The 12,103-nt window shown below is 71.4% G+C and carries 11 protein-coding genes; 10 read left to right on the forward strand and 1 reads right to left on the reverse strand.

All coding sequences use genetic code 11. From position 1 onward, the window contains the following. Positions 1-12: 12 nt before the first annotated feature. Complete coding sequence (locus APR03_RS17915) at positions 13-630, forward strand: ribonuclease FAU-1 family protein (RefSeq protein WP_253837759.1); 618 nt, start codon at positions 13-15, stop codon at positions 628-630. A 76-nt stretch (positions 631-706) separates the two neighbouring features. Next, positions 707-1,312 carry a GNAT family N-acetyltransferase gene (locus APR03_RS17920; RefSeq protein ID WP_253837761.1) on the forward strand — a complete coding sequence of 202 codons (606 nt, stop codon included), beginning with the start codon at positions 707-709 and terminating at the stop codon, positions 1,310-1,312. 18 nt (positions 1,313-1,330) lie between these two features. On the opposite strand, the gene APR03_RS17925 is transcribed toward APR03_RS17920, so the two are convergent. Beyond that, positions 1,331-2,341: a LacI family DNA-binding transcriptional regulator gene (locus APR03_RS17925; protein WP_253837762.1), complete on the reverse strand. Its 1,011-nt coding sequence runs from the start codon at positions 2,339-2,341 to the stop codon at positions 1,331-1,333. A 229-nt stretch (positions 2,342-2,570) separates the two neighbouring features. On the opposite strand from APR03_RS17925, the gene APR03_RS17930 reads away from it, so the two are divergent. The 8 genes from APR03_RS17930 (at position 2,571) to nrdI (ending at position 12,101) form a co-directional block, all read left to right on the forward strand. Next, positions 2,571-3,875 carry an ABC transporter substrate-binding protein gene (locus tag APR03_RS17930; protein ID WP_253837763.1) on the forward strand — a complete coding sequence of 435 codons (1,305 nt, stop codon included), beginning with the start codon at positions 2,571-2,573 and terminating at the stop codon, positions 3,873-3,875. Then, entirely contained in the window at positions 3,868-4,842 is a 975-nt protein-coding gene (locus APR03_RS17935) for a carbohydrate ABC transporter permease (protein ID WP_253837764.1), read from the forward strand. Before APR03_RS17930 ends, APR03_RS17935 begins: the two co-directional genes overlap by 8 nt. 1 nt (position 4,843) lies before the next feature. Further along, complete coding sequence (locus tag APR03_RS17940; RefSeq protein WP_253837765.1) at positions 4,844-5,728, forward strand: carbohydrate ABC transporter permease; 885 nt, start codon at positions 4,844-4,846, stop codon at positions 5,726-5,728. 34 nt (positions 5,729-5,762) lie between these two features. Beyond that, positions 5,763-8,039 (forward strand): alpha-xylosidase, encoded by a 2,277-nt coding sequence (gene yicI / locus APR03_RS17945; RefSeq protein ID WP_253837766.1) that lies wholly within the window; start codon positions 5,763-5,765, stop codon positions 8,037-8,039. Next, positions 8,036-9,472, forward strand: a complete 1,437-nt coding sequence (locus tag APR03_RS17950) for a GH1 family beta-glucosidase (protein ID WP_253837767.1) — start codon at positions 8,036-8,038, stop codon at positions 9,470-9,472. Before yicI ends, APR03_RS17950 begins: the two co-directional genes overlap by 4 nt. A gap of 142 nt (positions 9,473-9,614) precedes the next feature. Next, positions 9,615-10,976: a serine hydrolase domain-containing protein gene (locus tag APR03_RS17955; protein ID WP_253837768.1), complete on the forward strand. Its 1,362-nt coding sequence runs from the start codon at positions 9,615-9,617 to the stop codon at positions 10,974-10,976. A gap of 388 nt (positions 10,977-11,364) precedes the next feature. Further along, positions 11,365-11,607, forward strand: coding sequence for a glutaredoxin-like protein NrdH (gene nrdH / locus APR03_RS17960; RefSeq protein ID WP_253837770.1), 243 nt, complete (start codon positions 11,365-11,367; stop codon positions 11,605-11,607). Positions 11,608-11,666: 59 nt separating this feature from the next. Beyond that, positions 11,667-12,101, forward strand: coding sequence for a class Ib ribonucleoside-diphosphate reductase assembly flavoprotein NrdI (nrdI, locus tag APR03_RS17965; RefSeq protein WP_253837773.1), 435 nt, complete (start codon positions 11,667-11,669; stop codon positions 12,099-12,101). The last annotated feature ends 2 nt before the right edge of the window (positions 12,102-12,103 follow it).

Below are 12,103 nucleotides of genomic sequence, written 5' to 3' on the forward strand. Positions count from 1 at the left end.
GCGTTCGGAGGTATGACCCCTGTGTTCCAGCCCGGCCAGACCGTGGTACGCCGCGAGATCATGCGCGGCGAGCCGTGGATCGCCATCCCGCAGGTCTGCGTCCAGGACGACGGCGACCTGCTGGTCACCTACACGCCCGGCGGCACCCCGCTGGCCTACCCCGCGTCGGGCACGTTCCCCGTGGGTGAGCACCCGTGGAAGCTCGCCGGCAGCACGGCCTGGCGCGGCCACGGGCGCCTGGACCTGCACTGGACCGGCGTCGAGCACTCGATCTTCCTGTTCTGGGACGGTCCGGAGCGGGCCTTCCAGGGCTGGTACTTCAACCTGGAGGACGCGCCCCGGCGCACGCCCATCGGGTTCGACACGCTCGACCACGAGCTGGACGTGTGGTGGGCCGCCGACGCCGAGACGTACGAGTTCAAGGACGTGGCGGAGTTCGAGGAGACCGGGCCGGCGCGCTACCCGGGTCGGATGGACCAGATCCGCGCCGAGGGGGCCCGGATCGCCCGCCTGCTCGACTCCGGCGAGACCTGGTGGGACAAGGCCTGGGCCGACTGGACGCCCGACCCGTCCTGGCAGCCTCGTGCCCTGCCCGACGGCTGGGAGACCGTGCCGTTCGACGTGCGCTGAGCACGGGTTTCGGCACCGCGCGGAAAGAACGCACATTTCCGGTGGCAACCGAGTTTCCGGGCGCTACCGTCGGAGCGTGCCTTCTCCCGCGTCCGTCCCCAGACCTGTCGCGCCGGGTTCGCCGCCCGCCGGCTCCGCCTACCGTGCGTCGCCCGTCTGGCCGCTGACCACCGAGCGCCTCCGGCTGCGTCCCGTCGTGCCCCAGGACGCCGAGGCCTTCTTCGCCTGGCGGTCGAGCCCCGAGGTCGTGCGCTACATGTACCAGCCGCCGTGGGACCGGGCCGCGGCGGAGCAGAAGCTCCGGGCGTGGTCGGCCGCGCCGTTCGACGACGTGGGCGACGTCATCGTGCTGGCCGTCGAGCGGGACGGCGCCGTCGTCGGCGAGACGATGCTGAAGTGGGCCGCCGGACCGGGGCAGGCGGAGCTCGGCTACGCGATGCGGCCCGACACCGCGGGCCAGGGCCTGGCCACCGAGGCCGCGCGCGCGACCCTCCGGCTGGCCTTCACCACGTACGGGTTCCACCGCGTCTTCGCGCGCATCGACGAGGAGAACACGGCGTCCGTCCGGGTGGCGCAGCGGCTCGGCATGCGGCAGGAGGCCCGGCTGGTGGAGAGCGACGTGCGGGACGGCGTGTGGTCCACCGAGGTCGTGTACGCGCTGCTCGACCGGGAGCTCGTGTAGCGGGCCGGCGTCCGGCGCTCAGCTCGCCGCGGGGCCCGGGGCCGAGCTCTCCCGTTCGGTGAGCACAGGGGCCAGCAGCCTGGTCTCCGACGGCTGGTCGCCGCCGAGGCGGGCCATGACCATGTCGACCGCCACCTTGCCGATGTCCTCAGCGGGCAGGTCGATGCTGGTCATGGGGATCCGCTGGGCCAGCGCGACGTCCGTGGGGCACACCGCCACGACGGACATGTCGGTGCCGACGGTCACGCCCCGTTCGGCCAGGCGCGCCAGCACGTGGGGGAGCGCGGCCTCGTTGTGCACGATGATCCCGGTGGTGTCCGGCGCGGTCGCCAGCAGCGTGTCCACGGCCTGCACCGCGCCCGCCGGCGTCGCGTCGCACGCCTCGACCGTCACGGTCACCCCGGCGCCCCGCGCCTGGTCGCGCAGGCCCCGCATGAGCCGCTCGGCGTAGGACGTGTGCCGCCGCAGCACCTCGGGCGGCGAGCCGATGAGCGCGACGTCGGTGTGCCCCGTCCGCACGAGGTGCCGGACGGCGACCCGGCCCGCCGCCTCGAAGTCGAGGTCCACGCAGCTCAGCCCCTCCGGGTCCTGCGGCAGGCCGATCAGCACGGTGGGCTGCCTGGCGGCGGCGACCACCGGGACGCGCGGGTCGTCGGCCTCGATGTCCATCATGACCAGGGCGTCCACCATGGATCCGCTGGTCACCCGGTCGAGGCCGCCGACGTCGTCCTGGGTCAGGAGCAGCACGTCGTGCTCGAAGTCGCGCGCCCGGGTGACGACCCCGGCGACGAACTGCATGATGACGGGCACGTTCACGCCCACCCGCAGCGGCGCCATCAGGGCGATCACGTTCGTGCGGGCTGAGGCCAGCGCCCGTGCGCCCGCGTGCGGCCGGTAGCCGAGCTTCTCGATGGCCCGCTCCACGCGGGCGCGCGTCGGCGCGGAGATGGTCCGCTTGCCGGACAGCACGTAGGAGACGGTCGAGGTGGATACCCCCGCCGCCTTCGCGACGTCGTCGATCGTTGTCATGGTGCCTCTCACTCGGTCTGGTAGCAGTGTGCCTCACGTGGAGCAAGCGCTTCGACAATGTAGCCCAAGAGGCCGTCAAGAGAGGGGCTGGACATGAGCGATAGCAACGGGCTAGCGTGTTGAACCGCTTCGACAACCCGACCGCTGAGGTTCGGGTGCGGTCCGCGGCGACGTGGAAGACGACGTGGAACCGGCCGCCGTCGGGCACCGAACACCTCAAGGAGATGCGATGAAGCACAAGCGGACACTGACCGCCGCGGCGGCGGCCCTGGCCGGCGCGCTGGCGCTGACCGGCTGCACCGGCCAGAGCGCGGGCGGTGGCGACACCGACGACAGCACCCTGACGATCTGGCACTACGAGAACGAGGACTCGGCGATGGGCCAGGCCTGGGCCAAGGCCATCGAGATCTTCGAGGAGGAGAACCCGGACGTCACCGTCGAGGTCGAGAAGCAGACGTTCGAGCAGATCCAGAAGAACGCCAAGATCGTGCTGACGGGCGACGACGTGCCCGACGTCATGGAGTTCAACAAGGGCAACGCGACCGCCGGCCAGCTCGCCGCGCAGGGTCTGCTCGCCCCGCTCACCGATGCCGCCGAGGAACGCGGCTGGGCCGAGAAGCTGCCCGGCTCGCTCGCGACCACGGCCACGTACGACGAGCAGGGCCTCATGGGCTCGGGCGAGTGGTACGGCGTGCCGAACTACGGCGAGTTCGTGGGCGTGTACTTCAACAAGGACATGTTCGCCGAGCACGACCTGGAGGTGCCGACCACCCTCGACGAGCTCGAGGACGTGCTGGCCGCCTTCAAGGAGGAGGGCATCACGCCCCTGGCCGAGGCCGGCGCCGAGTACCCGCTGGGCCAGCTCTGGTACGAGCTCGTGCTCGCCTACGGCGACCGCGCCCTCGTGGACGACTACCAGCTCTTCGCGAACGACGTGGACTTCCACGACGAGGCGATCACGCAGGCCACCGAGAAGCTCGACGAGTGGATCGAGAAGGGCTACATCGCATCCGACTCGGCGGCGCTGACCGCCGAGGACATGGGCGTCTCGTTCATCGACGGCACCTACCCGCTCATGGTCAGCGGTTCGTGGTGGTTCGGCCGCCTCGCCGCCGAGACGAAGGCCGACTGGGGCCAGTTCAACTTCCCGGGCAACACGCTGCACACCGGCTCGTCCGGCAACCTGTGGGTGGTCCCCGCGAACGCCGACTCCCCGAGCCTGGCCGAGGAGTTCATCGACATCACGCTGCGCCCCGAGGTCCAGAACGTGCTCGCGGCCGAGGGCGGCCTGCCCGTGGCCGGCGACGCCTCGGTGATCGAGGACGAGCGCACCCGCGAGCTGACCGAGAACTTCCAGGCGATCCTCGACGAGGACGGCCTCGCGTACTACCCCGACTGGCCCGTCGCCGGCTACTACGACGTGCTGGTCAGCGAGCTGCAGTCGCTGGTCAACCGGTCCAAGACGCCGGACGAGGTGCTCGACGGGCTGCAGAGCTCGTACGACGAGGGCAAGGCCGACCTGCTCGATGGCTGACACCGCCCTCGCCGACCGGCGTGCGCGGGCGGACCTCCGCCCGCGCACGCCGCGCCGGGCGCGCCGTCGCCCGCAGTGGCTGGGCTACCTGCCCTACCTGCTGCCCGGTGCCGTCGCGTTCGCCGTGGTGATCGGCTACCCGCTGCTGACCAACGTGTACTTCAGCCTGTTCAAGTGGCGCGGCGGCATGGCCCCGCTGCGCTGGTACGGGCTGGGCAACTACGTGGACCTGCTGGGCGACGACAGGTTCTGGACGTCGTTCGGCAACTCGCTGGCGATGATCGTGGCGATGGTGCTCGTGCCCACCCTGCTGGGCCTGGTGCTCGCGGCCGTGCTGTTCGACTACCTCGGCCGCCGGTTCGGTCCCCGCGTCGCGTCCGTGCTGCGGGCCACCTACTACCTGCCGCAGATCCTGCCGGTCGCCGTGGCGGGCGTGCTGTGGAACTGGATCCTGAACTCCCAGACGGGCGCGCTCAACGTGATCCTGCGGGGCATCGGCGTCGGGACACCGCCCAACTGGCTCGGCGACCCGGACACGGCGCTGCCCTCGGTGATGCTCGTGCTCATCTGGGTGCAGATGGGCTACCCGGTGGTCATCTTCATGGCGGCGCTGCAGCGCGTGGACCCGGAGCTCTACGAGGCGGCCGAGCTCGACGGTGCCGGCTGGTGGGACCGGTTCCGGGCCATCACCGTGCCGCAGATCCGTCCGGAGACCTTCGTGGTGACGCTCACCTGCACGGTCGCGGCGCTCAAGGTGTTCGGGCCCATCTACGTGCTCACGCGCGGCGGGCCCGAGAGCTCGACGCTCGTGCCGAGCTACTACTCGTACCTGAACTTCTTCGACAAGTCCCAGGTCGGCTACGGCTCGGCGATCGCGACGGTGCTCACGCTCGTGATCGTCGTCGTCGCCGTGGTCATCCTCGGCCTGCAGAACCGGGCCGAACGACGTGAGAGGGAGGGGATCTGACATGGCCGTCGCCACAGACCCGAGGCCCGCGCAGCTGCGGGCCACCGCCGTCGACTCCCGGTACCGCCGCGGCGCGGCCCGCTGGCTCGTGCTGGCCGCCGCCGTCCTGGTGGGTCTGGCCGTCCTGGCACCGTTCGCGATCATGGTGCTCAACGCCTTCAAGTCGCCGCAGGACTACGCGTCGGGCGGCCCGCTGTCCCTGCCGTCGTCGCTGTACCTCGACGGCGTGGTCGCCTTCTGGGAGCGCACCGAGTTCCCCGTCAAGCTCTGGAACTCGGTGTTCATCTCGGCGGTCGTGGCCGTGGGCGGGGCGCTGCTGTCACTGCTCAACGCGTACGCGATCGGCATCGGCCGCATCAAGGGGCGGCTGTGGATCGTCGCGCTGTTCCTGCTGGCGAACATGCTGCCGCAGGAGGCGCTGATCTACCCGCTGTTCACGATGGCGCAGTCGGTGGGCCTGTCGAACTCGCAGTGGTCGGTGATCATCATCTTCACCGTCATCCAGTCGGCGTTCGGCACGTACCTGCTGTCCTCCGTGCTCGGTACGTTCCCGCCCGCGCTCCTGGAGGCCGCGGCCCTCGACGGCGCAAGCCGGTGGCGCATCCTCTGGCAGGTCGTGTTCCCCATCGTGCGGCCCACGCTCTCGGTGCTGATGATCTTCTTCTTCATCTGGACGTGGAACGAGTTCTTCATCCCGCTGGTCATGCTCACCAGCAACGACACCCAGACCATCCCCATCGCCCTGGCCTCGCTGCAGGGCGACCGCATGATGGACGCGCCGACGATCAACGCGGGCTCGCTCGTGTCGCTCGTGCCGGCCGTCATCTTCTTCCTGATCTTCCAGCGCACCCTGACCCGGGGCGTGACCGCCGGGGCGGTCAAGTGACGACGTCCCACCGAGAGGCAACGAGGTTCCACCCATGAGATTCACCGACGGCTACTGGCACCTGCGCCCCGGCGTCGAGATGCTGCGGCCCCGCGACATCGACGCCGTCGAGGCGGGCGACGGCACCCTGACCGTGTACGCGCCCACGGCGCCGATCACCAAGCGCGGCGACACCCTGAACCGCCCGCTCGTGACCGTCACGTTCGACGCCCCGGCCGACGACGTCATCGGCGTGCGCATCGAGCACCACCAGGGCCGCCGAGACCCGGGCCCGCACTTCGCGGTCAACCGGGAGCCGGGCTCGGTCAAGGTCGTGACGCCCGCCGCCGTGGGCGAGGGCCCCGCCGAGCTGACCTCGGGCGGCCTCACGGCGCGCGTGTCCACCGACGGCGAGTGGCACGTCGACTTCGTGGCCGACGGCACGGTGCTCACGTCGTCGTCCGCCCGGAGCGTGGGGCTCGCGTCGACGCCCGAGGGCGACTTCGTGCACGAGCAGCTCGAGCTCGGCGTGGGCGAGCACGTCTACGGGCTGGGGGAGCGGTTCGGCGCGTTCGTCAAGAACGGGCAGAGCGTCGACATCTGGAACGAGGACGGCGGCACCGCCAGCGAGCAGGCCTACAAGAACGTCCCGTTCTACCTGACCGACCGGGGCTACGGCGTGTTCGTCGCGCACCCCGAGCGGGTGTCGTTCGAGGTGGGGTCCGAGGTCGTCAGCCGTGCCCAGTTCTCCGTCCCGGGCCAGGCGCTGCAGTACTACGTGATCCACGGGCCCACCCCGGCCGACATCCTGCGGCGGTACACGGCCCTCACGGGGCGCCCGCCCGTCGTGCCCGCGTGGTCGTACGGGCTGTGGCTGTCCACGTCGTTCACCACGAGCTACGACGAGGAGACCGTCACCGGCTTCATCGACGGGATGGCCGAGCGGGACATCCCGCTGTCGGTGTTCCACTTCGACTGCTTCTGGATGCGGCAGTTCCACTGGTGCGACTTCGTGTGGGACCCGGCCACGTTCCCGGACCCCGAGGGCATGCTCGCCCGGCTGCACGAGCGCGGCCTGAAGGTCTGCGTGTGGATCAACCCGTACATCGCGCAGCGGTCGCACCTGTTCCGCGAGGGCAAGGAGCTGGGCTACCTCGTCACGACGCCCGAGGGCGACGTCTGGCAGTGGGACCGGTGGCAGGCGGGCATGGCGCTCGTCGACTTCACCAACCCCGAGGCCGCCGCCTGGTACCAGGACAAGCTCCGTGTGCTGCTGGACCAGGGCGTCGACTGCTTCAAGACGGACTTCGGCGAGCGCATCCCCACCGACGTCGTCTGGCACGACGGGTCGGACCCGCAGCGCATGCACAACTACTACGCCTCGCTCTACAACCAGACGGTCTTCGAGCTGCTCGAGACCGAGCGCGGGCGCGGCGAGGCCGTGCTGTTCGCCCGGTCGGCGACCGCGGGCACCCAGCAGTACCCCGTGCACTGGGGCGGCGACTGCGAGTCGACGTTCGTGTCCATGGCCGAGTCCCTGCGCGGCGGCCTGTCGCTGTCGCTGTCCGGGTTCGGCTACTGGAGCCACGACATCGGCGGCTTCGAGGGCACGCCGGACCCCGCCGTCTTCAAGCGGTGGACGGCGTTCGGGCTGCTCTCCTCGCACTCGCGCCTGCACGGGTCGAGCTCGTACCGCGTGCCGTGGGCGTTCGACGAGGAGGCCGTCGACGTGACCCGGAAGTTCACCCGGCTGAAGATGCGGCTCATGCCGTACCTCGGCGGGCTGGGCCAGGAGGCGGCGGAGCAGGGCCTGCCCGTCATGCGGCCCATGGTGCTGGAGCACCCGGCCGACCGGACGGCCGCCGCGGTGGACACCCAGTACATGCTGGGGTCGTCGCTGCTGGTCGCGCCCGTCTTCCACGAGTCGCGCGCCGAGTACTACGTGCCCGACGGGGAGTGGACGCGCCTGCCGGACGTCGCCGCCCCCGGCCTCGCGCCGTCCGTCACCGGACCGCGCTGGGTCACCGAGGAGCACGGCTTCGACACCCTCCCGCTGTTCGTGCGGCCCGGCACGGTGCTGCCCGTCGGTGATCGGGACGACCGGCCCGACTACGCATGGGCCGAGGGCGTGACGTTACGCTGCACCCGTCTGCCCGAAGGGTTCGACGAGAAGATCACGGTCCCCGGTGGCACCGGCGCCCCCGCGACGTTCCGCGTGCGGTGCGCGTCCGGCGTCGTGCGGGTGACCAGTGACGACGCCCCTGGTGAATGGGGCGTCGAGTACGAAGGCAAGTCCGTTCGGGCCACCGGCCCGGGAGAGGTGGCACTGTGAGTGCACGCAAGTTCCCCGCCGATTTCCTCTGGGGGTCGGCGACCGCGTCGTACCAGATCGAGGGCGGTGCGACCGAGGGCGGCCGCGGGCCGTCCATCTGGGACACGTTCTCGCACACGCCGGGCCGGACCCTGAACGGTGACACGGGCGACGTCGCCGACGACCACTTCCACCGCTGGCAGGAGGACGTCGAGCACATCAAGAACCTGGGCCTGGGCGCCTACCGGTTCTCGATCGCATGGCCCCGCGTCCAGCCGGGCGGCACGGGCGAGTTCAACGCCGAGGGCATCCGGTTCTACTCCGACCTCGTCGACGGCCTGATCGCCGCCGGCGTCAAGCCCGTCGTCACGCTCTACCACTGGGACCTCCCGCAGGAGCTTGAGGACGCCGGCGGGTGGACCAACCGCGAGACCGCCTACGCCTTCGCGCGGTACGCGCGGAAGATGGCCGAAGAGCTGGGCGACCGCATCGACGTCTGGACCACGCTCAACGAGCCCTGGTGCTCCGCGTACCTGGGCTACGGTTCGGGCGTGCACGCGCCGGGGCGCACCGAGCCGCTGGCCGCGCTGCAGGCGGTGCACCACCTGAACCTCGCCCACGGGCTCGCGGTCCAGCAGATCCGCGAGGTGCTCGGCGACGCCGCCAAGACGTCGATCACGCTCAACCTGCACGTCTTCCGGCCCGACGACCCGTCGTCCGAGGCCGACCAGGGCGCCGTCCGCCAGGTCGACGCCCTGGCCAACCGCGCGTTCCTCGGCCCGGTCCTGGACGGCGCCTACCCCGCCGACCTGCTGGAGAACACGGCCTCGGTCACCGACTGGTCGTTCGTGCAGGACGGCGACCTGGAGATCACCAAGCAGCCGCTCGACGTGCTCGGCGTGAACTACTACTCCACGGCGCGCGTGCGGCACTACTCCGGCGAGGGCGAGCGGCAGCAGGCCGACGGCCACAAGGACTCCGCCGGCACCCCGTGGATCGCCGCCGACGACGTCGAGTTCCTGCCCCAGCCCGGCCCCTACACCGCCATGGGCTGGAACATCGAGCCGGCCGGCCTCACGGACCTGCTGTACTCGCTGCACGAGACCTACCCCGACCAGCCCCTCATGGTCACCGAGAACGGCGCGGCGTTCGCCGACACCGTGGTGGTCGAGGACGGTGTGGCGCGCGTGCACGACGTCGAGCGCGTCAGCTACCTGCACGACCACGTCGAGGCCCTGGGCGTCGCCCGCGACCGCGGCGTCGACGTGCGCGGGTACTTCGCGTGGTCCCTGCTCGACAACTTCGAGTGGGCCTACGGCTACGACCGCCGGTTCGGCATCATCCGGGTGGACTACGACACGCTGGAGCGCACCTGGAAGGACTCCGCGCACTGGTACCGCCGCCTGGCCACGACGAACACCCTGCCGGGCGTGGACGAGGTCTCCCCGGCCTGACGCCTGCCACCGTCGGACAGGGAGAGCCGAACGTAGGGATCGTCGGCGTATGCGTGGGTCATGTGCCGACGATCCCTACGTTCGTCCGCGCGCGGGGATGGTCGCGGCGTTGCCGGCGCCGGGCACGGGATACCTTCTGCGCATGAATGAGCTCGGTGACGTCCTGACCGGCTGGCTGGAGCGGACGCGTGCGGCCGGGCGGGTGCCCGCGCTGTCCGCGGCCGCCGCGCGCGGTGGCGACGTGGTGTGGGCGGACGCGGTCGGGACGCCCACGGCCTCGGGCGGCGGGCCGACTCCGGAGCACGCGTTCCGGATCGGCTCGGTCACCAAGACGATGGTCGCCGTGGCGGTGCTCCGGCTCGTCGAGGACGGCGAGATCACGCTGCACGACCCGGTCGGCGCGCACGTGCCGGACGCCCCGGCGGCGGACGCGACGGTCGCCGAGCTGCTCAGCCACAGCGCCGGCCTGCCCGCCGAGCCCGCGGGCCCCTGGTGGGAACGGGCCGGGGGCTCGACCTGGGCGCAGATCGTGGCCTCGGGCCTGCCCCGGCTCGCCGCCCCCGGCACCCGGTACCACTACTCGAACGTGGGCTACGCGGTGCTCGGCCGCCTGGTGGAGGACGTGCGCGGCCGGGCCTGGGACGAGGTGCTCCGTGACGAGGTGTGGACGCCGCTCGGCATGACCTCGACCGGTCGCGTGCCCGTGGGACCGCACGTCACGGGGTACGCCGTGCACCCGCACGCCGACCTGGTGCACGCCGAACCGGTGCCCGCCTACCTGGCCATGGGGCCGGCGGGCGAGCTGTGGTCCACGCCGTCGGACCTCGTGCGGTTCGGGATGTGGCTGGCCTGCCACGACACGCTGGGTGACGTCGTGCTCCCCGCGGCGGCCCGGCGGCTCATGACGACGCCGCGCGTCGTGGTGGACGAGCCCGGCGCCGCCTGGACGGGCGCCTACGGCCTGGGCGTGCGGGTGCGCAAGGACCTGCTGGACGGCGAGGTGGTGCGCACCGTGGGCCACTCGGGGTCGGTGCCAGGGTTCACGGCCGACCTGCGGGTCGACCTCCGGACGGGGGACGCCGTCGCCGTCGTCGGGTCGAGCACCGCCGGGTTCGGCGACGGGACGCGTCTGCTGGCCGCGTGGCGGAGCGCGCGGGGACCGCTGCCGGAGCCGGTCGGGTCCGCTCCGGACGGCGCGGGCGTGCGGCTGACGGGGGACTGGTACTGGGGGCCGTCGCCGTACACGCTGCGCGCGGCGGGCGACCGCCTCGTCCTGGCGGGGGCCGGCGGGGGCCGCGGTACCGAGTTCGTGCCGGGCGACGAGCCGGGCACCTGGGTCGGCGCGACCGCGGGGTACTGGTACGGCGAGACGCTCCGGGCCGTCGAGGCCGCGGGGCGGGTGGTCGCGCTCGACGTCGGCACCTTCTGCCTGACGCGGACCCCCTACGCGAAGGACGCGGACGTCCCCGGCGGGCACGACCCGGCCGGCTGGCACGTTCTGTGACATTTCGCACCGGTGTTCCGGTGCCCGGCCCGACACGCCGAAGAGCAGCGACACGCCGCTGTCTCGAACGGCTTCCGAGCCCGTCCGGAGGCCCGTCAGGAGCGCCTTCGCGGGCTCTCCGGAGGCGCCCCGGGAACCGCTCCAGGAAGCGCCGGACGCGGCCTCCCACGTGGTGTCAGAGGGTCGTGGCAGCATGGTCCACGAGCGTCCCGGGCGGCTCCTGCGCCTCGCCGGCGTAGTGCGCCGTCCGCCCTCAACCACTACATGTCGTAAGCGAGCGAGCGTCAGACACTAGGTGTAGTGTTTGGTTCAGCGGGAGACGCAGACCCGCGAACAAAGCACACCGGCGTAAGTTCACGGGTGTTCTTCGAGGTCAGAGGAGGCGGACATGAGCGTCACGGTCTACAGCAAGCCGGCATGCGTGCAGTGCGACGCGACGTACCGGGCACTGGATCGCAAGGGTGTCGAGTACACGGTCGTCGACGTCACGCAGGACGCCGAGGCGCTCGAGATGATCCGCGGCCTCGGGTACCTCCAGGCGCCGGTCGTCGTGGCCGGCGACACCCACTGGTCGGGCTTTCGCCCCGACCAGATCAGCGCGGTCGCCGCGCTGCAGGCCGCGTCGGCCTGACCCGCACCACGACTATGTAGACAGCTGCGTCGGCAGCCCTGTCGGCAAGGAGGCGTGACGTGGGCTCTCTCGTCTACTTCTCCAGCGTGTCCGAGAACACGCACCGGTTCGTCCAGAAGCTCGCGCTCGACGAGCTCGACATGCCGGTGCACCGGATCCCGCTGCGGCCGGCCGACGGCTTCCTGCGCGTGGACGAGCCCTACGTCCTCATGGCCCCCACCTACGGTGGCGGCAACGAGGGCGGGGCCGTCCCGCGCCAGGTGAGGAAGTTCCTCAACGACGAACACAACCGGTCGCTCATCCGCGGCGTCATCGCCGCGGGGAACACCAACTTCGGGGCTGCGTACTGCATCACCGGGGACATCATCGCGGCGAAGTGTGATGTCCCGTATCTCTACGCCTTCGAACTACTGGGTACGGCGCAGGACGTCGCGCGCGTCCGCAACGGATTGGGACGATTTTGGCAGCAACAACCACTGAGCCTGTCAGCCTGACG

This window comes from Promicromonospora thailandica (assembly GCF_024171955.1).
GTDB lineage: Bacteria > Actinomycetota > Actinomycetes > Actinomycetales > Cellulomonadaceae > Promicromonospora > Promicromonospora thailandica.

Bases quoted from the DNA above. Each gene is read 5' to 3' on its own strand.
- APR03_RS17915 (WP_253837759.1), top strand. From the start codon at position 13: ATGACCCCTGTGTTCCAGCCCGGCCAGACCGTGGTACGCCGCGAGATC.
- APR03_RS17940 (WP_253837765.1), top strand. From the start codon at position 4,844: ATGGCCGTCGCCACAGACCCGAGGCCCGCGCAGCTGCGGGCCACCGCC.
- nrdH (WP_253837770.1), top strand. From the start codon at position 11,365: ATGAGCGTCACGGTCTACAGCAAGCCGGCATGCGTGCAGTGCGACGCG.
- APR03_RS17930 (WP_253837763.1), top strand. From the start codon at position 2,571: ATGAAGCACAAGCGGACACTGACCGCCGCGGCGGCGGCCCTGGCCGGC.
- APR03_RS17935 (WP_253837764.1), top strand. From the start codon at position 3,868: ATGGCTGACACCGCCCTCGCCGACCGGCGTGCGCGGGCGGACCTCCGC.
- APR03_RS17925 (WP_253837762.1), bottom strand. From the start codon at position 2,341: ATGACAACGATCGACGACGTCGCGAAGGCGGCGGGGGTATCCACCTCG.
- APR03_RS17955 (WP_253837768.1), top strand. From the start codon at position 9,615: ATGAATGAGCTCGGTGACGTCCTGACCGGCTGGCTGGAGCGGACGCGT.
- yicI (WP_253837766.1), top strand. From the start codon at position 5,763: ATGAGATTCACCGACGGCTACTGGCACCTGCGCCCCGGCGTCGAGATG.